Consider the following 23,164-nt stretch of genomic DNA (forward strand, 5'->3'; position numbering starts at 1 on the left):
CCCGAGTGCCCCATGCCCGATGCCCTCCACCCGCTCGACGCCGCCCTTGCCTTCACGCCGGCCGCCGACGGGGCCCTCGAAGGCCGGACCTCGCCGGCCTACTGGAATATGGTCGGGCCCTTCGGCGGCATCACCGCGGCGCAGCTTCTGAAGGCGGCGCTCGACCATCCCGCCCGCATCGGCGAGCCGGTCGCGCAGACGGTCAACTTCTGCGCCCCAATCGCCGAGGGTGACTTCACCATCCGGGTGAAGGAGGTGCGCTCCGGCCGCTCGGTCCAGCATTTCTATGCCGAGTTGGTGCAGGGCGAGACCATCGCCGCCAGCGCCACCATGGTCTTTGCCAGGCGCAGCGAAACCTGGGGCCACCACACGGTCCCTATGCCCGAGGCCCCACCCGCGTCGCAGGTGCCGGTGCTCACAAAGAAGCCGCCACTCGCCTGGCTCGGCGCCTATGAGTTCCGCTATGTCTCGGGCCTGCCGATCATGGCGAGCGAGGCCTTCCCGGAGCCGCAGAGCGCGAAGTCGCTCATCTGGGTCGCCGACCAACCGCCGCGGCCGCTCGACCACGTGGCGCTCGCATCCCTCTGCGATGTCTTCATCGTCCGGGTCTTCCAGGTCCGCGGTCTCAGGACCCCCGCCGGCACCGTGTCGATGACGTCCTACTTTCACGCCAGCGCCGAGGAGCTGGCACGGCAGGGCACGCGCCCCCTTCTCGCAAGGGTCGATTCGACCCGCTTCGGCGACCAGTTCCACGACCAGCAGGCCGAGCTCTGGTCCGACGAGGGCAAGCTCCTCGCCACCACCACGCAGGTGGTCTGGTTCCGCGAGTAAGTCGCGGGGGTGGCGCTTTCGGCCAACTTCGTCTATGCGACGGCGCGACAGATCACGCGGGTCAAACCCGCCAATCCCCAAGGACCCATCCCGTGCCGAAGGTCATCGCCTCCTCCGTCCGCAAGGGCAACATCCTCGAAGTCGACGGCAAGCTCTACCTGATCGTCTCCGCCCAGAACATTCATCCGGGCAAGGGCACGCCGGTCACCCAGGTCGACATGCGCCGCCTCTCCGACGGCGTGAAGGTGTCCGAGCGCTGGCGCACCACCGAGATGGTCGAGCGCGCTTATGTCGAGGACCGTCCCTACACCTACCTCTACACGGATGGTGACGGGAACCACTTCATGAACAAGGAGACCTACGAGCAGATCGCGGTCCCGGACGACATCCTCGGCGACGCCAAGCCCTATCTCCAGAACGAGATGGAAGTGAAGCTGTCGGTCTACGAGGGCAATGCCGTGGGCATCGAGCTGCCGCAGCGCGTCACCCTCGAGGTCGTCGAGACCGAGCCGGTGACCAAGGGCCAGACCGCCTCCTCCTCCTACAAGCCCGCCATCCTCTCCAACGGCGTGCGCACGCTGGTTCCGCCGCATATCGGCGTCGGCACCCGCATCGTCGTCATGACCGAGGACGGTTCCTATTCCGAGCGCGCCAAGGACTGAGCGGTCCTTCTCGCGATCGACGCCTTGAAGGCCGGGCCCGCGCCCGGCCTTTTGCTTTATTGCACGCCGGACCAACCCGTTCCGGACGCCCACCGGAACCACTCACCGTCATGCCCGGGCGTGGCCCGGGCATCGACGAATTCTCATGGGGCGGTGGTCAAGTCGTGGAAGCCCGCCACAAGGGCGGGCATGACGGACAGTGCGGTGCTCTTCCTTGAGAACGGCCTAGGCCTTCGCCATCGCCGTGGCGAAGCTCCAGCTGTCCGGATAGACCTCATAGGCCGCGACGCGGTCGCCCTCGAAGCGGAAGAGGTTCGCCGCGCGAACCTTCAGCTCCTCGCCGGTGGCGCGCACACGCCAGTGGCCCTCCAGCACGATGCAGACACCGCCCTCGCCCTCGATGCGATGCACCGTGTCGATGGCGAGGATCTCCAGATGCTCGGCGACCCGCTTGAAGAAGGTCAGCACCTTCGGCCGCCCCTCCCAGACACCGGCCCAGGGCACGATGCCCACAGGCCCGTTCCAGCGCACCACCACATCGTCGGTGGTCACGGCGGCGAGGGCGCCGGCGTCCCCCGCGCGCAGCGCAGCATACCAGCGGTCGAGAATGGCCTGGGTCATGCCGCCTTCATGCCGGCCACTCGGCCTCAGCGCAAGATGCGGATGAGGCGGGTCAGGTCGAGCAGCGTCACCAGCGCCGAGGCGACATAGGTCAACGCCGCCGCACGCAGCACCGAGCGCGCCGCCGGCACGTCCGTCTCGTGGAGATAGCCGCCGCCTTCGAGCACCGGCAGCGCCTTGCCGAAGCTGGCGTCGAACTCCATCGGCAGCGTCACCACATGGATGGCGAGGCGTGAGCCGAGCAGCAGCAGACCGACCGCGACCTGCACCACCAGGATCACCGGCGAGCGGACGAAGGCCAACACCAGCGGCGCGGTGGCGAAGAGGATGGCGGCGCCGACCTCAAGCCGCTGCGCGATCTGCGCCATGCGGATACGGGCGAGGAACAGCCGGTCGCCATCGCGGTGCTGGATGGCATGGCCTACCTCATGGGCGGCCACCGCCACCGCGGTTACCGACCGGCCGCCATGAATCTCCGGCGACAAGCGGATGACGCGGTCGATGGGGTCGTAATGGTCGCCTTGATCAGTGACCTCGACCGTCACGTCGGTGAGCCCTGCCTGTTCCAGCAGATGCTCGGCGAGCTCGCCGCCGGTGCCGGGGAAATCCTCGCGCTCGACGCCATGGCGGCGCATCTCCCGCTTCACCCACCATTGCGGGCCGAAGATCAGGGCGAGCAGGGCGACGACGCCGAGGACAATGAGAAAGGGCATGACGGGGGTTAAGTCGTCATGACCCGTGCTGGAGTTCAAGAGCCGCGTCGACGCGCCGCGGCCGGCCTGCCGGCATCACGCCAGCCAGCGCTTGCGGCGCTTGTAGCTTTTCACGTTCCGGAAGCTCTTCTTGTCGCCCTCGGCGACGCCCAGATAGAACTCCTTGACGTCCTCGTTCTCGCGCAGCGCCTTGGCATCGCCGTCCATGACGATGCGCCCCGTCTCCATGATGTAGCCGAAGGTGGCGTAGCGCAGCGCCATGTTGGTGTTCTGCTCGGCGACGAGGAAGGAGACGCCCTCGCGGGAATTGATGTCGCGGACGATCTCGAAGATCTGCTCGACGATCTGCGGCGCGAGACCCATGGAGGGCTCGTCGAGGAGGATCATCTTCGGCCGGCTCATCAGCGCCCGGCCGATGGCGCACATCTGCTGCTCGCCGCCCGAGGTGTAGCCGGACATGGAATTCCGCCGCTCCTTGAGCCGCGGGAAATAGGCGTAGATCTTCTCGAGGTCGTCGCGGATGGCCGCCTTGCCGTCGCGCCGGGTGAAGGCGCCGGTGAGCAGGTTCTCCTCGATGGTCAGGTGGCCGAAGCAGTGCCGGCCCTCCATGACCTGGATGCAGCCGCGGCGCACGAGGTCGTTAGGCGAGAGCGCCTGCACCTCCTCGCCCTCGAACAGGATGGAGCCCTTGGTCACCTCGCCGCGCTCGGCGTGGAGGAGGTTCGAGATGGCTTTCAGCGTGGTCGTCTTGCCGGCGCCATTGGCCCCGAGAATGGCGACGATGCCGCCGCGCGGCACGACCAGCGACACGCCCTTCAGAACGAGGATCACGTGGTCGTAGATGACCTCGATGTTGTTCACGGCGAGGATCAGGTCCGCAGCGGCCTCGGGCGCTGGCGTCACGTGGGTCGGCGCGGATGTCGTGCTCATGGGGTCGGGTCCGTTCGCAAGCGGGCCGGAGGGGAGCCGCCGATGGCGACTCCCCCGTTGTCAGGCGGTCAGGACCGCTGGTCGCAGCTCTCGCTGCGCGCCGGCCAGCCGGCATTGGACGTCGCGAAGGCGCGGGCCGCATCTTCCAGCAAGGGCCGGATACGGGCGCGATCCGGACGGATCCAGTCCGAGGCACGGTTCCACTTGGTGCCGTCCCACTGGATGACGAAGGCCGCGTGATGGCCGTTGTGATCCTCGCAGGACAGGGCCACCGGCGCCGCGAAATCGGGGGCGCCGAGCTCGGTCCAGCGGGCGGCCGTGATGTTCAGCGCCTCGAAGCCGCGGCGCACGTCCTCGCCGGTGACGACGCGCTTGCCGCTGAGGCGCTGGGCGTTGCGGATCGCCTCGGCGATCAGCATGCCCTGGTAGACACCACGGTTGTAGAGGTTCTCGCCGATCTTCTCGCGGGCCGAGTTGGACTGGCCACGGTCGACCACATGGCGAAGGATGTCCTGGATCACGGGGAAGTTGGTTCCCACCTGGTGCCAGGACAGGGCGAGATAGCCGCGGGCGTCGGGACCGGCCGGACGGGCGTCGTCGTCACCGCCAGCCCACCAGATGCCGATGACCTTGTCGCGCGGGAAGCCGGTGCGGCCGGCCTCGCGCACGGCGGTCGGGTTCATCGCGCCCCAGCCCTGGACGAGGACCCAGTCAGTGCGGTCGCGCCGGATGGCGAGCCAGGTCGAGGACTGGTTCTGCATTTCCGCAGGCGGGATCGGATAGGTCTTGAGCGTGAAGCCGTGCTCGCGGGCGAGAGCCTCGAGCACCGGGATCGGCTCGCGGCCGAACGGCGCGTCGAGCAGGACAAGGCCGATGGTCTTGCCGCGGAGGTTGGCGAGGCCGCCCTCGCGCTGGGCGATGTACTGGATCCACACCGAAGCGCCGTCCCAGTAGGTCAGCGGCGGGTTGAACACCCAGGGGAACGTGCCGCCCACAGCCGAGGCCGAGAGACCGTAGGCCATCGAGAAGATCGGCATCTTGTCGATATGGGCCCGCGGGATGGTGGCGAGCGCCGCGCCGGTGGACCAGGGCACGTAGACGACCGAGTTCTTCGCCTTGGCCTGCTCCCAGCACTCGACGGAGCGACGGGTGTCATATTGCGTCTCGCACTCCTCGAAGTTGATGCGAACGCCGCCGATGCCGCCGTCGCGGTTGTTCAGCATGGTGAAATAGTCGCGGACGCCATCGGCGACCGGAATGCCGGAGCCGGAGAAGGCGCCGGTCCGGTAGGTGTTGTGCACGAAGTTGATCGATTCCTGTGCGCCGACCGGCGACACCGCGGCGAACCCGGCAACGAGGCCGAGCCCGAGCCCGAGGGCCAAACTGGTGGTCTTCATGGCGTTCTCCCTTTGGAACGTTCCCCTGGAACGGGTTTTCTTCAAGGCTGCCGGGCGTATGGCGCCCGATCGTTCTGGATGGATGTCAGTATGGGAAGGGCCAGACCCGGAGCTTCTGTTTGGCGATTTGCCAGAGCCGGGCCAGCCCATGCGGTTCGACGATCAGCAGGAAGATGGTGAGCGCGCCGATCACCATGACGACGATCTTCTCGGCGATCGCGCCGGTGATGGCGATGCCGATGGCGGGAAGACCGAATTTCAGGATGGTCGGAAGGGCGACGATGAAACCGGCGCCGAAGAACGAGCCGATCATCGAGCCGAGCCCGCCGATGATCACCGCAAAGAGGATGATGAAGGAGAGGCGGATGCCGAATTCGGTGCCCGCCTCGGCGCCGCCGAGATAGATGAACACGAAGAGCGCGCCGGAGACGCCGCAGTAGAAGGACGACACGGCGAAGGCGAGGAGCTTGGTCTCCAGCAGCTTGATGCCCATCAGCTGCGCGGCGATGTCCATGTCGCGCACCGCCATCCACGAGCGGCCGATGCGGCCGTGGACGATGTTCGAGGCGACCCAGGTCAACACCACGACGAAGGTGAGGGCAATCAGGTACTTGACCTCGATGGCCGCAGTTGGCCCGGTGACGGGCACGCCGAACACGGTGCGCAGCGGCACCTCGATGGCCCCCGAGGGGTTGTAATTGTAGAGCCAGGGAATGCGCACGAAGGCCCATTGCAGGAAGAACTGCGCGGCGAGCGTCGCCACCGCGAGATAGAGGCCCTTGATGCGCAGGCTGGGAAGGCCGAACACCACGCCGATGGCCGCCGAGAAGAAGCCGGAGACGAGGATCCAGACGAGGATGTTCACCTCGGGAAACAGCGTCGTCAGCTTGTAGCAGGCATAGGCGCCGACCCCCATGAAGCCGGCGGTTCCCAGTGAGATAAGGCCGGTATAGCCGGTGAGGATGTTGAGCCCGACCACCGCCAGCACCAGCGCCAGGAAGGGCAGCATGATGGTCTTGAGGATGAAGTCGCTCGCCATCAGCGGCACGGCCACATAGGCCAAGGCCAGGATGACGAGGATGCCGATGCGATCCTGCCGCAGCGGGAAGATCGCCATATCGGACTGGTAGGTCGTCTTGTACTGGCCGGCATCGCGATAGAACATGAGACGCTCCGGTCAGATCCGCTCGATGATCTTCTCACCGAACAGGCCTTGCGGCCTGAACATGAGGAACATCAGCGCGATGATGTAGGCGAGCCAGCTCTCGATGCCGCCGCCGAGCAACGGCCCCCAATAGAACTCGCCGAGCTTCTCGCCGACACCGATGATGAGGCCGCCGACGATCGCACCGGGGATGGACGTGAAGCCGCCGACGATCAGCACCGGCAAGGCCTTCAGGGCGATGATTTCCAGCGCGAAGGAGACGTCGGAGCGGGCGCCCCACATGATGCCGGTGAGCAGCGCCACGATGCCGGCGGTGAACCAGACGATCACCCAGATCTGGTTGAGCGAGATGCCGACCGACAGGGCGGCCTTGTGGCTGTCGGCCACGGCCCGCAGCGCCCGCCCGATGCGGGTGTACTGGAAGAAGAAGCCGAGCACGCCGATCATCACCGCGGCGATGACCGCCGCAGCCACGTCGAGATGCTGGATGTTGATCCGGCCGCCGGCGAAATCCAGCATGGTCGAGCCGGTGGGCAGGCCCAGCTGGGACGTGATCATCACCTTCGGGCTGCCGCCGAAGATGTACTCGCCGAAGCCGATGAGGAAATAGGTCAGGCCGACGGTCGCCATCAGCATGATGATGTCGGGCTGGTTGACCAGGGGGCGCAGCACGATGCGCTCCACCGCGACGGCGAGGACGAACATGATGCCGAGTGCGCCGGCCATTGCCACGATGGCCGCGACGAAACCCGGCGGCAATCCCATCGTGAGCGTCAGGAACTCGTAGAACCCGACGAGGGACAGGGCGGCGAAGACCACCATGATGCCCTGGGCGAAATTGAAGACGCCCGAGGCCTTGAAGATCAGCACGAAGCCCAGTGCGATCAGCGAATAGAGCACGCCGGCGACGAAGCCCTCCCAGACGGTCTGGACGAGGAGATCCGGCATGTCGACCATCGACACGAAGGGGTCGACGAAGATCTTGTAGATCCAGTCGTTGCGCGTGATCGTCCCGGTCTGCGTGGCCACGACCAGCGCGGCGATGAAGAGCGCGAGCACGCCGCCGGCGATCAGGCCATTGCGCTGGCCCTCGCTCAGGAACGGCTTGCGTGTCGCCAGGGTGGCATCCGTCATGACACGTCCCTCAATGCCCGACGCCGAGATAGGCGTCGATGACCCGCTGGTCGCGCTTCACCTCGTCCGGCGTACCGTCGGCGATCTTCCGGCCGTATTCCAGCACCACGACGCGGTCCGACAGGTCCATGACCACGCCCATGTCGTGCTCGATCAGCGCGATGGTCGTGCCGTACTGGTTCGACACGTCGAGAATGAAGCGGCACATGTCCTCCTTCTCCTCGAGGTTCATGCCGGCCATGGGCTCGTCGAGCAGCAGCACATCCGGCTCCATCGCCAGCGCCCGGCCAAGCTCGACCCGCTTCTGCAGGCCGTAGGGCAGCTTGCCGACCGGCACCTTGCGGATGTGCTGGATCTCCAGGAAGTCGATGATCTCCTCAACGGAGCGACGATGCGCGATCTCCTCGTCCATCGCCGGGCCGTAGCGCAGGACGTGCCAGAAGAAACCGCGCTTCATCTTCAGCGTGCGGCCGGCCATGATGTTGTCGAGCGTCGACATGCCCTTGAACAGCGCGACGTTCTGGAACGTGCGGGCGATGCCGCCGGCCGCGGCCTCGTGCGGGCGCATCTTCGGCCGCGTCTTGCCCTTGAAGGTGATGCGGCCTTCGGTGGGGTGATAGAAGCCATTGATGCAGTTCAGCATCGATGTCTTGCCGGCGCCATTGGGGCCGATGATGGCGCGCACCTCGCCCTTCCTGATGTCGAAGGAGACGTCGGTCAGCGCCTTCACGCCGCCGAAGCCCAGCGAGACGTTCTCGACGGCGAGGATCACCTCGCCCGCAGCGATGTCGGTCGGGGACGGCGCCCTCATTCCGCGGCCTCCCGGAAAGCGGTTCCGGTGGCTTGGTGCACCGGCATGTCGATAATCTCCACATCACCCTCGATGACGCCCTTGCGGCCGTCCTCGAAGGTGACCTCGGTGCGAATGCGCCCACGCGGCGAACCGTCGTAAAGCGCGGCCACCAGCGGCCCGTAGCGGTCGGCGATGAAGCCGCGGCGGACCTTCTGGGTGCGGGTGAGTTCGCCGTCGTCGGCGTCGAGTTCCTTGTGCAGGATGAGGAAGCGACGGATCTGCGAGCCAGCCATCATCGGCTCGTCGGCCAGCGACCGGTTCACCGCGTCCACATGGGCGGTGATCATCTTCAGCACCTCGGGATGCCCGGCCAGCTCCTGGTAGGAGCTGTAGGAGACGGTGTTCCGCTCGGCCCATGAGCCGACGGCGGTCAGATCGATGTTGAGGAAGCAGGTGACGAAGTCGTGGTCCTGGCCGAAGGCCACCGCTTCCTTGATGTTGGGGTAGAACTTCAGCTTGTTCTCGATGTATTTCGGCGCAAACAGCGCGCCCGAGCGCAGCTTTCCGACGTCCTTGGCCCGGTCGATGATCTTGAGGTGCCCGGTCTTCGGGTCGAAGAAGCCGGCATCGCCCGAGCGCACCCAGCCGTCCGGCGTCTTGGTCTCGGCGGTCTTTTCGGGGTCCTTGTAATAGCCGACGAAGACGCCGGGCGAGCGGTAGAGCACCTCGCCATTGTCGTCGATCTTCACCTCGACATCGATATTGGGCTTGCCGACCGTGTCGGCATAGATCTCGCCGTCCGGCTGCGCCGTGATGTAGACGCTGGCTTCCGTCTGGCCGTAGAGCTGCTTCAGATTGATGCCGAGCGAGCGGAAGAAGCGGAAGATCTCCGGCCCGATGGCCTCGCCCGCGGTGTAGCCGACGCGGATATTGGTGAAGCCGAAGCGGTTCTTCAGCGGCCCATAGACCAGCACCTCGCCGAGCGCATATTGCAGCCGCGCGGTCAGCGGCACAGGCTCCTTGTTGAGGATCTTCTCGCCCCACTGCCGCGCGACGCCGAGGAAGTGGTGGAACATCCTCTTCTTCAGCGGGCCGGCATCCTCCATCCGCACCATGGTCTGGGTGAGAAGGGTCTCGTAGACCCTGGGCGGCGCGAAGGCATAGGACATGCCGATCTCGCGCCGGTCTTCCATGGTGGTCTCGGCGCTTTCCGGGCAGTTCACGCAGAAGCCGAGCACATAGGACTGGGCATAGGAGAAGATGTTGTCGCCGACCCAGGCCAGCGGCAGGTAGGCGATGGTCTCCTCGGTCTCGGTCAGGTGGTCGAAGAGGCCGCCATTGCGGGCGGAGATGATGACATTGTCATTCGACAGCATCACGCCCTTGGGCCGACCGGTCGTGCCGGAGGTGTAGAGGATGATGGCGAGGTCGGCGCCCTTGCCCTCGGCGATGGCCGCCTCGAGCGCCGCCGCCTTGGCGGCGTCCTCGCCCGCCTTGCGGCCCATCGCCTGCACATCCTCGAAGGCATGGAGGCGGGAATGATCGTAGTCCCTGAGGCCCCTCGGCTCGTCATAGATGAGGTGGGTCAGGTGCGGCAGGCGATCGGAGACGGAGAGGATCTTGTCGACCTGCTCCTGATCCTCGACCACCGCCATGCTGGCCCCGGCATGTTCGAGCACATAGGCCATCTCGTCGGCGACGGAATCCGAATAGACCGGCACGGGAATGCCGCCCCAGGCCTGGATGGCGGCCATGGACCAGTAGAGCTTCGGCCGGTTGCGGCCGACGATGGCGACGCGGTCGCCGCGCTTCAGGCCGAGCTCGCCGAGGCCGAGGGCGAAGGCGCGCACCGCCACCGCCACGTCGCGCCAGGTCCAGGTGCGCCAGATCCCCAGATCCTTGTGGCGCATGGCGGGACGGTCGGCGAAACGCGTCGCGTTCAGCGCCAGAAATTTCGGAAACGTGTCCTGCGCGGCAGACGCGCCGCGCGGCTCGGCGTGGGTGTCCACGACCGGCATCCTCCCTGGTCCTCGTCCGGGCGATGCGCCCGTTATCTCGTCCACCCCTCGTGTCGGGGGCTTTTGTCCCTTCGGGCGGGTTTGTACCGCCTCTCGGGACGGCGGAGTGTTCATGGACGGAGGCGCGAAATCAAGGGGACCAAAGGCTATGATCGCTTAGGCCGGACGGCGGATGGCACGTCGCGAGGCCGAAAGCCGCCCAAACAGGGCGATTTTGTTCAAGAGGCCCTCGCCACCCGTGCTAAGAGGTCGCGGATGACCGGCGCGACCGACCCCAGCGACGCGATGAGCCTCGGGCCGCTCTCGGCTGGCGAGACGGCGCGCTTCTTCGCGGCCCACCGGCTCGACGGCATCGACTGCCTCAGCGCCACCTTCCGCACCCATGTCTATCCGCCGCACATGCACGAGACCTACGTCATCGGCACGATCGAGAGCGGCCGCGAGAAGGTCTCGGCCCTCGGCATGAAGGGCCATGCCGGCCCCGGTGACCTCGTCTTCGTCATGCCGCAGGACGTCCACGACGGCGCTCCGGCCGATGGCGGCTATTCCTACCGCATGACCTATCCGGGCGAGGCGTTCCTGCGCGACCTCGCCGAGGCCGTGAGTCGCCGACCGGCAGCGGCAGCCCCCTTCTTCCGCGATCCGGTGGTGCACGATCCCGAGGGTGCGCGCCTCTTCTCCGCCGCGCACCATGCGCTGGAAGCAGGCCGCGACGGCCTCGCCGGCGAGGAACTGCTGCTGCGCGCCTATGCCCGCACCCTCGTGCTCCATGCAGGTGTACGCCCGGCCGGCGAGGGCTGTGAGGTCGGTCCGGTGCGCCGCGTCCGCGACCTGATCGAGGCGCGCCACCAGGAGGATCTCTGCCTCGCCGATCTCGCCGCCGAGGCCGGCTGGTCGCGCCACCATCTCATCCGCGCCTTCCGCCGCGAGGTCGGCATGACGCCCCATGCCTATCTGGTCGATGTGCGCGTGCGCCGCGCGCAGGAGCGGCTGCGCACCGGTCTTCCCCTGGCGGCGGTGGCGGCCGAGACCGGCTTTGCCGACCAGGCCCATCTGACGCGCGCCTTCAAGGCGCGGATCGGGGTCCCGCCCGGCGCCTATCGCCGCGCGATCATCGGCGACCGCGCCGCCGCCTGACGACACCGGACCGGGTCCATTTCGTTCAAGAGAACGATCGCCGCCTCTGGCATTGAGGACCCATGACCGAGGCACCCCCCGATTCCGCCGCGAGCCCCCTCTCCGAATGGCGCGACGGCGTTGCCGAGCTCGCACCCGCCATGATCGCGGCCATGCCTCTCGCGCTGCTCTATGGCGCAGTTGCCGCGGGCAAGGGTCTGTCGCCCTTCGCGGTGGCGCTCTCCTCCGGCCTCGTCTTCGCCGGCGGGGCGCAACTCGCCGCCATCGAGATGTGGACGAGCCCGGTGCCGATCGCCGGCATCATCCTCTCGACCGTGCTCATCAATGCCCGCTACGTGCTGATGGCCGCCTCGCTCGCCCCGAAGGTCGGCCACATGCCGCTCTGGGCGCGGCTCCTCGGCTTCCATGTCCTCGCCGATGAGAACTGGGCGCTGGCCGAACGCCGCGCCGCGGCGCGCCGGCTGACCCTTGCCTATTTCCTCGGCGCCGGCGCGGTCTTCTGGGTCAACTGGGTCTTCTGGTCTTGGCTTGGCGCCATTGTCGGCCCGTTGATCGGCGACCCACGCCGCTTCGGCGCGGATTTCGCCTTCACCGCCATCTTCATCGGCCTCGTCGCCGGCTTCGTGACGACGCGCCGCCATGTCGCCGTGGTCGTCGCCAGCGCTGCGGCGGCAACCCTTGTCCATCAGACGTTCGGCTCTCCCTGGCATGTGCTGGCCGGGGCCTTCGCCGGCATGGCCATGGCGGTCATCGTCTGGCGCCCCGAGCCGGAGACCGCCGCATGACGATGGATGCGACCACCCTCCTCGCCATTCTCGGCATGGCGATCGGCACCTATGCCTGCCGCCTCACCGGCCTCATGGTCGGTGCGCGGCTGGCCCTCACCGGCCGGGCCAAGGCGGCGCTCGACGCCATTCCTCCGGCCGTGCTCACGGCCGTCATCGCACCGACCCTCTTCGCCACTGGCTGGCCGGAAACGATCGCCGGCGCGATCACCATCCTGGCAGCGATGCGCCTGCCGCTGCTCGGCGTCATCCTGACCGGCGTCGTCAGCGTCGTGGTGCTGCGGGCGCTCGCCGGCTAGGCGCCTCGCCCTCGGCGACCGCCTCCGCCACCCATCCGATGACGCGGCGGTGCAGCGCGCCGATCTTGTCGATGTTCAGGTGATTGATGCCGGAAGCATCGCGCAGGTCCTCGTTGGCGAAGCGGCCGGCGAAACTGGCGCTCCGGTTCACCGGCACCGCCCAGCCATTGTTGGACTGGTAGAGGTTCACGACCCGCCGCGCCCCGCCGCGCAATTCCTGGCGCGAGGTCGGATCGAAGGTGACGACGAGGGCGAGCGGGGCCGCGCCGGCCGCCGCGACGCGATTGGCGGTGCGGATGGCCGCATCCGCCCCGAGCGAATGGCCGATGACGACGACGGTCTCCTCCGGCATCGCCTGCCGGCGGCGGATGATCTCGGCAGTGAGGGCGTCGGCGCTGGCGACGCCGAGAACGGTCGCCCTGTGGCCCTCACGGCGCAGGTGGCTCGCGAGCCGGTCCATGCCGAGGGAGAAGACATCGAAGAGGCCGCGCATGAGATAGATGCGGGCAGGTGCCGCGGCCTCGGCCGGGCGTATGGCTGCCAGCCAGGGGAGGGCGGCGAGGAGGGCGCGGCGATGGATCGGCGTCATCGGGGGGCTCCGGCGGCACTGGGCCCCTCCCCTGCCGCGGCCAGCCTGAACCGGTGCTGAACTCAGGCCCTGGGACGACCGAGCCCCGCGGCGATGGCGATGCCGGACAGGACGACGAGGCCGATACCGGCCGCGGTGATGAGGTCCGGCCGCTCGCCGAAGAAGATGATGCCGATGACCACGGCGAAGGCGGTCTTGGTATAGTTGAACGGCCCGACCTGCGAGACCGGCGCCATGCGCAGCGCAGTGATGATCGCCGCCTGGCCGGCCGCGAGCAGAAGCCCCGCGAGGCCCAGCATCCCCGTCTGCTTCACGCCCATGGGGCCGAGGCCTTGGATGGTCGCGAGCGCCAGTGCTGCCGCCATGACGACGCTGACCGTCGAGAAGGTGACCGTGGCCGAGGTGATGTGCGGCGGGATGAACTTCACCGTCACGTCGCGCAGCACGAAACAGATGGTCGTGCCGATGACGAGGCCGATGGCCGGGTCGAAGCCCGCCGAGGCGGGCTTGGCGATCAGCACGATGCCGAGGAAGCCGAGGATGACGAGCGCCCATTGCACCGGCGTCACCTTCTCGCCGAGCACCAGAACGGCGATGGGCAGGAGGAACAGCGGCATGGACTGCGAGACCGCCGTGACATCGCCGATCGGCATGCGCCACAACGCCTGGAACAGGAAGAACACGGCGAGCCCCTCGGCGAGCGAGCGCCCGACCACCAGCGGATGCCAGTAGCCGGCAAGCGTCAGGCGCGTGCCCGAGGCCATGAGGAAGGCCGCAACGCCGATGGTTGCGAAGATGCCGCGCACCCCCAGCGCCTGCGCCACCGAGAGGGCCTCCATATGGGCCTTCACCAGCGCATCGTTGGTGGCGAAGAGCAGCATGCCGAGCGTCATAAGCCCCATGCCGCGCCGGATGTCGCGCGGATCGGCTGACGCGCTCACGCCACGCCTGCCCGCAGGAGGTCGTGGAGGTGCAGGATGCCGACGGGGCGGCCACCCTCCACCGCGAAGAGCGCGGTGATCTTGCTGCGGTTCATGAGATCGAGGATCTCGCTGGCGAGCTGATCGGGCCGCGCCGTCTTCGGTGCGCGCGTCATCACCGTCTCGACGGGAAGAGCCAGAAGATCGCCCTTCATGTGACGCCGGAGGTCGCCATCGGTGACGATGCCGGCGAGCAGCCCCGCCGCATCGACGACGCCGCAGCAGCCGAAGCCCTTGGCTGTCATCTCGATGAGCACCTCGCTCATTGCCGTGCCGACCGGCTTCAGGGGCAGGGCTGCGGCGCTGTGCATGACGTCGCGAACCTGCGCGAGGACGGCGCCGAGCTTGCCGCCGGGATGGTAGGTACGGAAATCGGCCGCCGTGAAGCCACGCTCCTCGAGCAGGGCGATGGCGAGAGCGTCGCCGACCGCGAGCTGCATCAGCGTCGAGGTGGTGGGCGCGAGGCCGTTCGGGCAGGCCTCCTCCGCCCGCGGCAGGGCGAGCACGACGTCGGCCGCCTTGCCGAGCGCCGATTCGGCGTCCGAGGTAATGGCGACGAGGCCGACGGCAAAGCGGCGCGAGAAGGCCACGAGGTCGCGCAGCTCCACCGTCTCGCCGGACCAGGACAGCGCGAGGATGGCATCGTCGCCTGTCACCATGCCGAGGTCGCCATGGCTCGCCTCGCCGGGATGGACGAAGAAGGCCGGCGTGCCGGTCGACGCAAGCGTCGCGGCAATCTTCCGGCCGACATGGCCGGACTTGCCCATGCCGGTGACGATGACGCGGCCCTGCACCCGCTTCAGCAGCGCGACCGCCGCCGCAAAGGGTTCGCCGAGCCCGTTCGACAGGGCGGCGTTGAGCGCGGCGAGGCCGGCAGCCTCGACGGACAGGGTGCGGAGCGCCGAGTCGATGGCGGGAGAGGATGTGGAGCGGTCTGCCATGGTCACGTCGGATGGGCCGGCATCGGCCGGCCTTGGGTCGCGCTGGAAGCACGGTGGTGGCGGTGCTTAGCACGGTGAGACCGGAGAGGCGACCTCCGCAGGCGCAGGGCCCGTCAACGCCTCGTTAACCATGGTTCTTTACCTCTGGTTGATGAAATTGCGGGGGATACGCGCGTCTTGGGTCGAACCGCCCGTCTCATCTGGGGTGCCAGCCTGATGGCGCTCGTCCTTGGCTGGACGGGCGTGAGCGCGCATGCCCAGCGCCTGCGGACGACTCAGCCGCCCGGCGGCAGCGACACGGCAGGTGAGACGGGCTGGCAGGGACTCGCACCCGTGGAGCCTCCCGAAGCTGATGCGGGCGCGGTCCCGCGCACCGATGCCGAGGCCGCCGGCCTCAGGACCGACGCGCCGCCGCCCGCTCCCGGCGAGTCGCGCACCGTCGCAGCGCAACGGGAGCGCGCCCGTGGCGACGCCCGCCGCGCGCCCTGGGCGATCCGGCCGGCACGCCCCTCACCGCTCGCCGCCGAGGCAGGTGTCGCAGGCCCCGCGCCGGTGACCCGACCCGCGCCCCGTCCGACCTCGCGCCCCGCTCCCGTCGCCAATCCCCGCACCGGACGCCTGCCGCGCCGACCGCCGGAGCCTGCCGCCAATGCCCGCAACCTCGGCCTGAGGACCTTGCCGGCCCCGACCACCGGCGCCAGCGCCGCCAGCACGCTCAGCCCGTCGCGACAGGATTCGCTGGCCCTGTCCTCCGGCCGGCGCGGCGTCGCGCCGCCGTTGCAGCCGCGCCGCCCCGTCGACGTGCCAATCGTCTCCGACCGTGTGCAGCAGCCCTCCGGCCGCGTCCTGCCCAATGCCAACCCGCTCGGCCGCAACGTCGTCATCGACCCGCGCACCGGCGAGGTGATCTCCTTCGACCGGCGGTCGTCGGCCGAGGCCGACCCCTTCGCGCCCACCGGCATCCGCGTCGGCTCGTTCATCGTCACGCCGACAGCAGATGCCACGCTCGGCTATGATTCCAACCCGCGGCGCCTGACGGCTGGAAGCCCCGGCTCGCTGTTCACCCAGTCCTACGGCGAATTGCAGGCCCGCTCCGACTGGTCGCGGCATGAGGTGACGGCGCGGCTGCGCGGCACTTACTCCGCCTATTTCTCCGATCCCGGCGTCAACCGGCCGGAGGTCAATGCCGTCGTCACCGGCCGCCTGGACGTGACACGCGACACGCGGGTGGAGACGGAGGGCCGCTACACGCTCAACACCAATTCACCGGGCTCGTCGAACCTGCCCTCCTCGCCCACCGGCCTGCGCAACCTGCCGCTGATCCATCAGGTCGGCGGCAGTGCCGGCCTGGTGCAGGACATCGGCCGCGTGCAGGTGACGCTGCGCGGCACCTTCGACCGCTTCATCTACGATGACGCCATCACCAATGCCGGAACCGTGCTCACCCAGAGCGGGCGCGACTACAACGCCATCGGTGGCCGCCTGAGGACCTCCTACGAGCTGACGCCCGGCCTGCGCCCCTTCGTCGAGGCGGCGCTGGAGCAGCGGCGTTTCGACCAGCGCCTGTCGAGCGGCGGCACGCTGCAGGGGTCGTCCACCATGACCTTCCGCATCGGAACCACCTTCGAGCTGACGCGGCTGCTAACCGGCGAAATCTCGGCCGGCTATCTCCGGCGTGACAATCTCGACCCGACCTTCGGCGACGTCGCCGTACCGGTGCTCGATGCCTCGCTCGTCTGGGCGGCGACGGCGCTCACCACGGTGCGTTTCACAGCGCGGTCGACCATCGACGAGAGCTTCACGACGGGCGCCTCCGGCATCGAGAAGCGCGACGCGTCGGTGGAACTGGAACATGCCTTCCGCCGCTGGCTGGTGGGCACGGCACGCTTTGCCTATGGCCACGACACCTATCGCGGCACGAGCCGCGTCGACCAGCGCACCGTGGCCTCCCTCGGCCTCGTCTACCGGGCCTCGCGTGCCCTGCAGATCCGCGGCGAGATCCGCCGCGAGACCCTGCAGTCGAACACCGCCGATGCCAGCTATTCCGCCAACGTCTTCCTGCTCGGCCTGAGGCTCCAGCGCTAGAGCATCATCCCATCAAGTGGGCACCGGTTGATGGATGAGATGATGCGATAAAACAACGAGATAGAGCGGCCGATCTGATGCAGTCAGATCGGAAACCGCTCTAGAGCGCCGGGTCAGACCTTGAGACGGGCGATCTCGGCTTTGAGCGGGCCAGACAGGTCGTCGCGGCGCAGCGCATAGGCGAGATTAGCTGTGAGGAAGCCGAGCTTGGTGCCGGTGTCGTGAATCTCGCCATCGAAGGTGAAGCCAAAGAAGGGCTGGCGGTCCTTCAGCTTCAGCATGCCATCGGTCAGCTGGATCTCGCCGCCGGCGCCGCGCTCCTGCGTCTCGAGGATCTTGAAGATCTCGGGCTGGAGGATGTAGCGGCCGGAAATGGCGACATTGGAGGGCGCGGTGCCCTTCGGCGGCTTCTCCACCATGGCGGCGATCTCATAGGCGCCGGCAGCGGCCGCCTTGCCCTTGCCGATGATGCCGTACTGGTGGGTTTCGCTGTCCGGCACCTCGTAGCCGGCGACATAATTGCCGCCGGTGGCGTTGTAGGCCTCGATCATCGCGGCGATGCAGCCCTTCGAGCCAGACTTGGCGAGGTGGAGCATATCCGGCAGAAGCAGCGCGAAAGGCTCATCGCCGACGATGTCGCGGGCGCACCAGACGGCGTGGCCAAGGCCGAGCGGCTCCTGCTGGCGGGTGAAGGAGGTGGCGCCGGCAGCCGGCAGATCGCGCTTGAGCTCCTCGAGTTGCGCCGTCTTGTTGCGCCCGGCGAGCGTCGTATCGAGTTCGAAAGCCTTGTCGAAATGATCCTCGATCACCTGTTTGTTGCGACCGGTGACGAAAACGAAATGCTCGATGCCCGCCTCGCGCGCCTCATCGACGACATGCTGGATCACCGGCCGGTCCACGACCGTCAGCATCTCCTTCGGAATGGCCTTGGTGGCGGGCAGGAAACGCGTGCCGAGACCGGCGACCGGGAACACGGCCTTGCGGATGCGACGGTGCATGAAGTCAAACCTTGAGGAAGGATCAAGAAGGACGGGTAATCTAGTCCGACAAACCTGAACACCCGGTGAGCGGCGGCGTTCCCGTGGATGCCGCCTCCCGAAGTACGCTGCGTCAACGCTCGATCCGCGGCTCCGAGGCCTTCGGCGGCTCGGCCCGGAAGGCGTTGAACACCATGTCGGGCGCGGAGGTGTTGTGGCGCGAGGCCGAGAGCCGGCCCGCCCAGAGGTCGGTGGCATTCGCCCGGCGGAACCCCATGATCGGCTCCTCGCGCCAGCCCGGCGCATCTTTCTCACGCACTGCGATGCGGGCGACATCGGCGTTGAACTCGGTGATGTACATCGAGCGCAGCGCCGCGAAAGGCCCGCCACTGATCGGCCGGGCAAAGGTGACATCGAGGCCGAGCAGCTCCTGGTTCAGCGTCGAGAGCTGCACCGTCGCGACATTGCCGTCGGGATAGGTCAGCGTGAAGGTCTTGGTCGCGGGATCAAAGGTGACGTCGCGGATCTTCACGATGGGCCGGCCCTCCACCACGACCGGGCCGATGAGGAACGACGAGCCATAGGCCGTCCAGCGCAGGTTCGAGGGCGGCAGCGGCCTGGCGCGCCAATAGCCATCGGTCGGATAGAGGACGAGGACCTCCTCGGCACGGTCGCGGAACCGGTACCAGATCTGCAGCAGGTGGATGTCCTTCTCCACCCGGTCGCCGACCCTGACGGTCGTGTCGGCATTGCGCCAGAAGCGCTGCTCGCGATAGCCGATGACCTGCCACTCCACCGTCTCGTAGAGGGTGATGCGCTGCGGCATGGGCTGGGCCAGCGCCTCCTCCTTCATCGGGCAGGCGGTCCAGTCCGGCGCGAAGCGGTCGACGGCCAGCGAGCCGATATAGGCGGGATGGGCGGCCTCGATGCGGAAGGCGCGAACCGCGCCGCTGGCGAGGTTCAGCGTGACATTGTCCTTCTCGGCGCAGAGCACCGGCTCGGAGGCATTGGTGATCTCCACCGGCAGCCCGTCGAGGCTCGCCGCCCGGGCGGCGGTGGCGAGGAGAAGCGCGGCAGCGGCGAGGACGAGACGCATAGGATCAACCCTTGGCGAGAACCGCATAGACGTCGCCGGAATTGGCCTCGTGCGGCAAGTCGGCGATATGGGCGGCCATGGCGTCCCTGTCGACGGCAGAGCCGAAGGTCATCTGCTGGCTCTCGCCGAGCGCCACGTCGAAGCGATAGGGGCCAAGCGCCGCGAGGCGGTCGAGGCAGGCAAAGGCCACGTCGCGCTGGATCGTGGTGAACTCGAAGGACAGCGCCGGGATGGGCCGCGACAGCCCCGCCAGCACATCGGCCTCGAAGCCCTCGACATCGATCTTCACGAAGTCCGGCACGCCATGGTCGGCGATCAGCCCGTCGAGGGTGAGGCAGGGCACGGTGATCTCGCGGTCCCAGACCTGGCCCTCCCAGCCGCCGGCCCCCGCCGCCGAGGCGACGAAGGCTGCCGAAGCGGTGGTGACGGTGGGATTGGCGGTGTTGACCTTCAGCGTGATCTCGCCGGCCGTGGCGCCGCAGGCAGCCTGCCGGAGCGTGACCGCAGCATCGTCCGCGAAGAGCCGCGCGATGACGCCCGCAGGCCCCGGCTGGGGCTCCAGCGCCACCACCCGCGCGCCGAGGCGGCGGAAGCTTGCGACCCGGTCGCCGACATGGCTGCCGATGTCGAAGGCAAGGCCCCCCGGCCGGATGAACCGGCCGTAGAGCGCGTCCATGGCGGCCCGCTTTGCGGGGTCGCCGTGATAGGTGACGACGGAGCGGGCGACCGCCACCATCTCGGCAATGCGCTGGTCGAGGTCACTCATGCTGCGCGCGCCTTGGCGATTTCGTCAGGCGTTTCGAACTCCTCCGGAATGCCGCAGAAGCGCGTCGAGACGAAGAGCCGGCCGAGGGCCGGCGAGGCGGTGAGCACCGCGAAGGGCACGGCGATGAGGAAGCCGGCGGTGAGCGGCAGCGACCAGAGCGCAGCCGTGGGCGAAGCCATCCAGAGAAGACCGAAGATCACCCAGCCGAAGGCCATCTGCGGCCAGAACGCGTCCCAGGCCTCGCGCCAGGACAGCGCCATGGCGTCGCGCTGCTGGCCGCCCCAGGTCACCGACTTGCCGAAGGCGAGGCCGATCATGAACACCGTGATGCGGAACGAGGTGAGCGCGCCGAGCAGGAAGGAGAAGACCAGCTCGGTGGCGGCGGCGGCAATGAAACGGCCGCGCCCGCCATAGCGTTCCGTTCCGTCCTCGGTCATCAGGATATCGGCGAAGCCGGCGATCTTCGGCATCAGGTACATGGCGAAGAACAGCACATAGACGACAGCGGCGAAGGTCGTCGGGAAGGCGGCGCTGCTCGGCCCGTGCCAGGCGAGGAAGGGCGAGAGCGTGATCATCAGCGTCCAGGCCGGGACGCCAACGAACATCAGGATGGCCCAGACCAGCTGGAAGCGGCTGATGGGCTTCAGCCCCTTCTCGTCCAGAAGCTTCACATATTGCATGTTGCCCTGGCACCAGCGCACGTCGCGGCGCGAGAATTCGAGGATGGTCGGCGGGTTCTCCTCCCAGGAGCCCTCCTCGACGGGCAGCACGCGCACCTCATAGCCGGCGCGGCGCATGAAGGTCGCCTCGACCTGGTCATGCGAGAGGATGTGGCCGCCAAGCGGCGGCTCGCCCGACAGCATCGGCAGGTGGCACTGCTCCATGAACGGGCGGATGCGCACGAGGGCGTTGTGGCCCCAGAACGGCCCGCAATCGCCGACCCACCAGGCCTGGCCCATCGTGTAGGAGCGCATGCCCTGGCGCATGCCGAACTGGAAGATGCGGGCGAAGGCCGAGGACGAGGGCATGCCGACGACGAGGCTCTGCAGGATGCCGAGCCGCGGATAGGCCTGCATCATCCGGACATGCTTCACGATGGTGGCGCCCGACATGAGGCTGTCGGCATCGAGCGGCAGCATCAGCTCGTAGCGGGCACCCCAACGGTCGAGGAAGTCGCGGACATTGCCGGCCTTGAAGCCGGTATTGACGGTGCGGCGGCGATAGACCACCCGCCCCTCGCCAGCCTCCGCGGCGAAGGCGGCGGCGGCCACCGCCTCGCGCTCGCCGATATCGTCGCGGTTGGTGTCGGAGAGGATGAAATAGTCGAACTGCGAACCCTCGCCGGTGGCATCGATGCTCGCCTTGACGATCTTGAGCCGCGCGATGGCCCGCTCCGGGTCCTCGTTGCGCAGCGTCATGAATACGGCGGTGCGGATGCCGAGCGGCGTCGGCAGGTCGCCAGCCCCAGCGAAGGGGGCAACCTCCTCCATCGCATCCTTGTCGCCATGGAGAAGCCAAAGGCCGATCAGCGCGTTCCAGAAGCCGAGGACGGTCCAGGGGGTGGCGATGGCGAAGGCGAGCGCGAGGACGATGTCGACAATCGTCCAGCCGCCGGAGCCGAGGATCGACCAGGCCGCCGCGTTCAGGACGAACCACGTCGCGACGTTCAGACCGAGGACGATCAGCCGGCGGCGGCGCAATTCTGCCGTGGACTGGATACCCGCCGGCGTCGTAGAGCCCTCGGGCGGCCGGCTCTCACCGGTCGCGGCCGGAAACGGCGATAGATCGTTCATCGATGAGCCTCCGTCGCCCGGTCCGGGCGGCGATGCGGGAGAATGCGACATGGCGGCGACCGCCCGAGCCCTCTGGTACGCCTCGCGCCGCACCGTAGACCTGCGCGAGACAACGCTGGATGAACGCCGTCCGGCCGACGCCGAGATCCGCATGCTCTATAGCGGTGTCAGCCGCGGCACGGAAAGGCTCGTCTTCAACGGACTTGTTGCCGCACCCGAGCGCGAGCGGATGCGCTGCCCGCTGCAGGAGGGCGAGTTCCCGTTCCCCGTCAAATACGGCTACTGCGCCGTCGGCGTCGTCGAGGCCGGGCCGGAGGCCCTGGTCGGCCGCACCGTCTTCACCCTTGGCCCCCACCAGACGCGCTTCATCGCCCCGACCGACAAGGTCTCGGTCATCCCGGTGCCGGAGGGCGTGCCGGCCCGCCGCGCCATCCTCGCCGCCAACATGGAAACGGCGCTCAACGCCGTCTGGGATTCCGGCGCCGGCCCGGGCGACCGCATCGTCGTGGTCGGCGGCGGCGTCCTCGGCCTTCTCGTCACCGCCATCGTCTCGGAGATCCCCGGCACGGAGGTGACTCTGGTCGATCCCGAGCCGTCGCGGCGCGATTTCGCCAAGCTGTTCGGCGTGAAGTTCTCGAAGCCGCTGGACGGGCCCGCCGACTGCGACGTCGCCTTCCATGCCTCGGCGACCTCGGGCGGCCTTGCCTGCGCCCTCGCCTGCTGCGGCGACGAGGCGACCGTCGTCGAGCTCTCGTGGTTCGGCGACCAGGACCCGGCCGTGCCGCTCGGCGCCGGCTTTCACTCCAAGCGCCTGAAGCTCATCTCCTCGCAGGTCGGCATGGTCGCCACATCCAGGCGCGCCCGCTGGTCGTATGCGAGACGTCTCGCCAAGGCGCTCGAGCTCCTCGCCGACGACCGCCTTGACCAGCTCATCACCGCCGAGGTCGCCTTCGACGATCTCCCCGCCGCCCTGCCCCGTATCCTCGAGCCCGGCGCGCATGGTCTCATGACCGCCGTCACCTACTGATCCGAGAGGTCCCATGTATTCCGTCGAAGTCCGCGACCGCATCATGATCGCCCATTCCCTGCCCGATCCCTTCTTCGGGCCGGCCCAGGGCAAGCACGGCGCGAGCTTCGTCATCGACGTCGCCTTCTTCCGCGAGACGCTGACCGCCCAGAACGTCGTGGTGGATATCGGCGCGGCCCTCGACGTGCTCGGGAAGACGCTGAAGCGCCTCGCCTACCAGGACCTCGACACGCTGCCGGAATTCGCCGGCAAGCTCACCACCACCGAGTTCCTCTGCAAATATGTCTTCGACCGCATGGCAGACGCGGCCCGTTCCGGCGCGCTCGGCGCCGATGCCAATGGCCTCGCCAAGATCCGCGTGACGCTGCACGAGCATGATCTCGCCCGCGCCACCTACGAGGCGCCGCTGCCGGCGGCGGCCTGAC

Annotated in this window: 23 protein-coding genes; 8 read left to right on the plus strand and 15 right to left on the minus strand. The window is 68.1% G+C overall.

From position 1 onward, the window contains the following. Nucleotides 1-12: 12 nt before the first annotated feature. Nucleotides 13-831: a thioesterase family protein gene (locus tag O9344_RS15160; RefSeq protein WP_298479049.1), complete on the plus strand. Its 819-nt coding sequence runs from the start codon at nt 13-15 to the stop codon at nt 829-831. Nucleotides 832-923: 92 nt separating this feature from the next. Next, nucleotides 924-1,493 carry an elongation factor P gene (gene efp, locus O9344_RS15165; RefSeq protein WP_298479052.1) on the plus strand — a complete coding sequence of 190 codons (570 nt, stop codon included), beginning with the start codon at nt 924-926 and terminating at the stop codon, nt 1,491-1,493. A 225-nt stretch (nt 1,494-1,718) separates the two neighbouring features. Here efp and O9344_RS15170 read toward each other — a convergent pair whose 3' ends face one another. The 8 genes from O9344_RS15170 to O9344_RS15205 all read right to left on the minus strand — a co-directional run bounded on the left by O9344_RS15170 (nt 1,719) and on the right by O9344_RS15205 (nt 10,264). After that, entirely contained in the window at nt 1,719-2,114 is a 396-nt protein-coding gene (locus O9344_RS15170; protein ID WP_298479055.1) for a nuclear transport factor 2 family protein, read from the minus strand. 26 nt (nt 2,115-2,140) lie between these two features. After that, nucleotides 2,141-2,827: a zinc metallopeptidase gene (locus O9344_RS15175; RefSeq protein ID WP_298479057.1), complete on the minus strand. Its 687-nt coding sequence runs from the start codon at nt 2,825-2,827 to the stop codon at nt 2,141-2,143. 75 nt (nt 2,828-2,902) lie between these two features. After that, nucleotides 2,903-3,757, minus strand: a complete 855-nt coding sequence (locus tag O9344_RS15180; RefSeq protein WP_298479060.1) for an ABC transporter ATP-binding protein — start codon at nt 3,755-3,757, stop codon at nt 2,903-2,905. A gap of 68 nt (nt 3,758-3,825) precedes the next feature. Then, nucleotides 3,826-5,154, minus strand: coding sequence for an ABC transporter substrate-binding protein (locus O9344_RS15185; protein WP_298479063.1), 1,329 nt, complete (start codon nt 5,152-5,154; stop codon nt 3,826-3,828). An 85-nt stretch (nt 5,155-5,239) separates the two neighbouring features. Further along, entirely contained in the window at nt 5,240-6,319 is a 1,080-nt protein-coding gene (locus tag O9344_RS15190) for a branched-chain amino acid ABC transporter permease (protein WP_298479067.1), read from the minus strand. 12 nt (nt 6,320-6,331) lie between these two features. After that, nucleotides 6,332-7,276, minus strand: coding sequence for a branched-chain amino acid ABC transporter permease (locus tag O9344_RS15195; protein WP_298479170.1), 945 nt, complete (start codon nt 7,274-7,276; stop codon nt 6,332-6,334). 187 nt (nt 7,277-7,463) lie between these two features. After that, nucleotides 7,464-8,264, minus strand: coding sequence for an ABC transporter ATP-binding protein (locus O9344_RS15200; protein WP_298479069.1), 801 nt, complete (start codon nt 8,262-8,264; stop codon nt 7,464-7,466). After that, nucleotides 8,261-10,264, minus strand: coding sequence for an AMP-binding protein (locus O9344_RS15205; protein ID WP_298479071.1), 2,004 nt, complete (start codon nt 10,262-10,264; stop codon nt 8,261-8,263). Before O9344_RS15205 ends, O9344_RS15200 begins: the two co-directional genes overlap by 4 nt. 255 nt (nt 10,265-10,519) lie before the next feature. On the opposite strand from O9344_RS15205, the gene O9344_RS15210 reads away from it, so the two are divergent. The 3 genes from O9344_RS15210 to O9344_RS15220 all read left to right on the plus strand — a co-directional run bounded on the left by O9344_RS15210 (nt 10,520) and on the right by O9344_RS15220 (nt 12,485). After that, the gene (locus O9344_RS15210) at nt 10,520-11,401 is read left to right on the plus strand and encodes an AraC family transcriptional regulator (protein WP_298479073.1); all 882 of its coding nucleotides are present in this window, start codon (nt 10,520-10,522) and stop codon (nt 11,399-11,401) included. Nucleotides 11,402-11,463: 62 nt separating this feature from the next. Then, nucleotides 11,464-12,186, plus strand: coding sequence for an AzlC family ABC transporter permease (locus tag O9344_RS15215; protein ID WP_298479075.1), 723 nt, complete (start codon nt 11,464-11,466; stop codon nt 12,184-12,186). After that, nucleotides 12,183-12,485, plus strand: a complete 303-nt coding sequence (locus O9344_RS15220) for an AzlD domain-containing protein (protein ID WP_298479102.1) — start codon at nt 12,183-12,185, stop codon at nt 12,483-12,485. Before O9344_RS15215 ends, O9344_RS15220 begins: the two co-directional genes overlap by 4 nt. On the opposite strand, the gene O9344_RS15225 is transcribed toward O9344_RS15220, so the two are convergent. From O9344_RS15225 to O9344_RS15235, 3 genes are all read right to left on the minus strand, one after another. Beyond that, nucleotides 12,451-13,074, minus strand: a complete 624-nt coding sequence (locus tag O9344_RS15225) for a hypothetical protein (protein WP_298479104.1) — start codon at nt 13,072-13,074, stop codon at nt 12,451-12,453. The two genes, O9344_RS15220 and O9344_RS15225, sit on opposite strands and share 35 nt — an antisense overlap. A 62-nt stretch (nt 13,075-13,136) precedes the next feature. Continuing rightward, entirely contained in the window at nt 13,137-14,015 is an 879-nt protein-coding gene (locus tag O9344_RS15230) for a DMT family transporter (protein ID WP_298479106.1), read from the minus strand. Beyond that, a complete protein-coding gene (locus O9344_RS15235) occupies nt 14,012-14,995 on the minus strand; it encodes a KpsF/GutQ family sugar-phosphate isomerase (protein WP_298479108.1) in 984 nt (327 codons plus the stop codon). The genes O9344_RS15230 and O9344_RS15235 overlap by 4 nt, the downstream gene beginning before the upstream one ends. A 177-nt stretch (nt 14,996-15,172) precedes the next feature. On the opposite strand from O9344_RS15235, the gene O9344_RS15240 reads away from it, so the two are divergent. Further along, nucleotides 15,173-17,080 (plus strand): outer membrane beta-barrel protein, encoded by a 1,908-nt coding sequence (locus O9344_RS15240; RefSeq protein WP_298479110.1) that lies wholly within the window; start codon nt 15,173-15,175, stop codon nt 17,078-17,080. A gap of 113 nt (nt 17,081-17,193) precedes the next feature. Here the strand turns inward: O9344_RS15240 and O9344_RS15245 are convergent, their stop codons facing one another. From O9344_RS15245 to mdoH, 4 genes are all read right to left on the minus strand, one after another. Beyond that, complete coding sequence (locus O9344_RS15245; RefSeq protein WP_298479111.1) at nt 17,194-18,078, minus strand: UTP--glucose-1-phosphate uridylyltransferase; 885 nt, start codon at nt 18,076-18,078, stop codon at nt 17,194-17,196. A gap of 112 nt (nt 18,079-18,190) precedes the next feature. Beyond that, nucleotides 18,191-19,153 carry a hypothetical protein gene (locus tag O9344_RS15250; RefSeq protein ID WP_298479112.1) on the minus strand — a complete coding sequence of 321 codons (963 nt, stop codon included), beginning with the start codon at nt 19,151-19,153 and terminating at the stop codon, nt 18,191-18,193. Nucleotides 19,154-19,157: 4 nt separating this feature from the next. Further along, complete coding sequence (locus O9344_RS15255; protein WP_298479113.1) at nt 19,158-19,919, minus strand: FkbM family methyltransferase; 762 nt, start codon at nt 19,917-19,919, stop codon at nt 19,158-19,160. Continuing rightward, complete coding sequence (mdoH, locus tag O9344_RS15260) at nt 19,916-21,712, minus strand: glucans biosynthesis glucosyltransferase MdoH (RefSeq protein WP_298479115.1); 1,797 nt, start codon at nt 21,710-21,712, stop codon at nt 19,916-19,918. The genes O9344_RS15255 and mdoH overlap by 4 nt, the downstream gene beginning before the upstream one ends. A 49-nt stretch (nt 21,713-21,761) precedes the next feature. Between mdoH and O9344_RS15265 the strand changes: the two genes are divergently transcribed. Together O9344_RS15265 and O9344_RS15270 are read left to right on the plus strand one after the other, a co-directional pair. Continuing rightward, nucleotides 21,762-22,739 (plus strand): zinc-binding alcohol dehydrogenase, encoded by a 978-nt coding sequence (locus O9344_RS15265; RefSeq protein WP_298479117.1) that lies wholly within the window; start codon nt 21,762-21,764, stop codon nt 22,737-22,739. A gap of 13 nt (nt 22,740-22,752) precedes the next feature. Beyond that, nucleotides 22,753-23,163, plus strand: coding sequence for a 6-carboxytetrahydropterin synthase (locus O9344_RS15270; RefSeq protein WP_298479119.1), 411 nt, complete (start codon nt 22,753-22,755; stop codon nt 23,161-23,163). Nucleotide 23,164 lies beyond the last annotated feature (1 nt).

Source organism: Phreatobacter sp. (assembly GCF_027532945.1).
Lineage (GTDB): Bacteria > Pseudomonadota > Alphaproteobacteria > Rhizobiales > Phreatobacteraceae > Phreatobacter.

What these genes read in the sequence shown, in the direction of transcription:
- O9344_RS15160 (WP_298479049.1), top strand. Translation starts at nt 13, where the DNA reads ATGCCCGATGCCCTCCACCCGCTCGACGCCGCCCTTGCCTTCACGCCG.
- O9344_RS15170 (WP_298479055.1), bottom strand. Translation starts at nt 2,114, where the DNA reads ATGACCCAGGCCATTCTCGACCGCTGGTATGCTGCGCTGCGCGCGGGG.
- O9344_RS15175 (WP_298479057.1), bottom strand. Translation starts at nt 2,827, where the DNA reads ATGCCCTTTCTCATTGTCCTCGGCGTCGTCGCCCTGCTCGCCCTGATC.
- O9344_RS15180 (WP_298479060.1), bottom strand. Translation starts at nt 3,757, where the DNA reads ATGAGCACGACATCCGCGCCGACCCACGTGACGCCAGCGCCCGAGGCC.
- O9344_RS15185 (WP_298479063.1), bottom strand. Translation starts at nt 5,154, where the DNA reads ATGAAGACCACCAGTTTGGCCCTCGGGCTCGGGCTCGGCCTCGTTGCC.
- O9344_RS15190 (WP_298479067.1), bottom strand. Translation starts at nt 6,319, where the DNA reads ATGTTCTATCGCGATGCCGGCCAGTACAAGACGACCTACCAGTCCGAT.
- O9344_RS15195 (WP_298479170.1), bottom strand. Translation starts at nt 7,276, where the DNA reads ATGGTCGACATGCCGGATCTCCTCGTCCAGACCGTCTGGGAGGGCTTC.
- O9344_RS15200 (WP_298479069.1), bottom strand. Translation starts at nt 8,264, where the DNA reads ATGAGGGCGCCGTCCCCGACCGACATCGCTGCGGGCGAGGTGATCCTC.
- O9344_RS15205 (WP_298479071.1), bottom strand. Translation starts at nt 10,264, where the DNA reads ATGCCGGTCGTGGACACCCACGCCGAGCCGCGCGGCGCGTCTGCCGCG.
- O9344_RS15210 (WP_298479073.1), top strand. Translation starts at nt 10,520, where the DNA reads ATGACCGGCGCGACCGACCCCAGCGACGCGATGAGCCTCGGGCCGCTC.
- O9344_RS15215 (WP_298479075.1), top strand. Translation starts at nt 11,464, where the DNA reads ATGACCGAGGCACCCCCCGATTCCGCCGCGAGCCCCCTCTCCGAATGG.
- O9344_RS15220 (WP_298479102.1), top strand. Translation starts at nt 12,183, where the DNA reads ATGACGATGGATGCGACCACCCTCCTCGCCATTCTCGGCATGGCGATC.
- O9344_RS15225 (WP_298479104.1), bottom strand. Translation starts at nt 13,074, where the DNA reads ATGACGCCGATCCATCGCCGCGCCCTCCTCGCCGCCCTCCCCTGGCTG.
- O9344_RS15235 (WP_298479108.1), bottom strand. Translation starts at nt 14,995, where the DNA reads ATGGCAGACCGCTCCACATCCTCTCCCGCCATCGACTCGGCGCTCCGC.
- O9344_RS15245 (WP_298479111.1), bottom strand. Translation starts at nt 18,078, where the DNA reads ATGCACCGTCGCATCCGCAAGGCCGTGTTCCCGGTCGCCGGTCTCGGC.
- O9344_RS15250 (WP_298479112.1), bottom strand. Translation starts at nt 19,153, where the DNA reads ATGCGTCTCGTCCTCGCCGCTGCCGCGCTTCTCCTCGCCACCGCCGCC.
- O9344_RS15255 (WP_298479113.1), bottom strand. Translation starts at nt 19,919, where the DNA reads ATGAGTGACCTCGACCAGCGCATTGCCGAGATGGTGGCGGTCGCCCGC.
- mdoH (WP_298479115.1), bottom strand. Translation starts at nt 21,712, where the DNA reads ATGAACGATCTATCGCCGTTTCCGGCCGCGACCGGTGAGAGCCGGCCG.
- O9344_RS15265 (WP_298479117.1), top strand. Translation starts at nt 21,762, where the DNA reads ATGGCGGCGACCGCCCGAGCCCTCTGGTACGCCTCGCGCCGCACCGTA.
- O9344_RS15270 (WP_298479119.1), top strand. Translation starts at nt 22,753, where the DNA reads ATGTATTCCGTCGAAGTCCGCGACCGCATCATGATCGCCCATTCCCTG.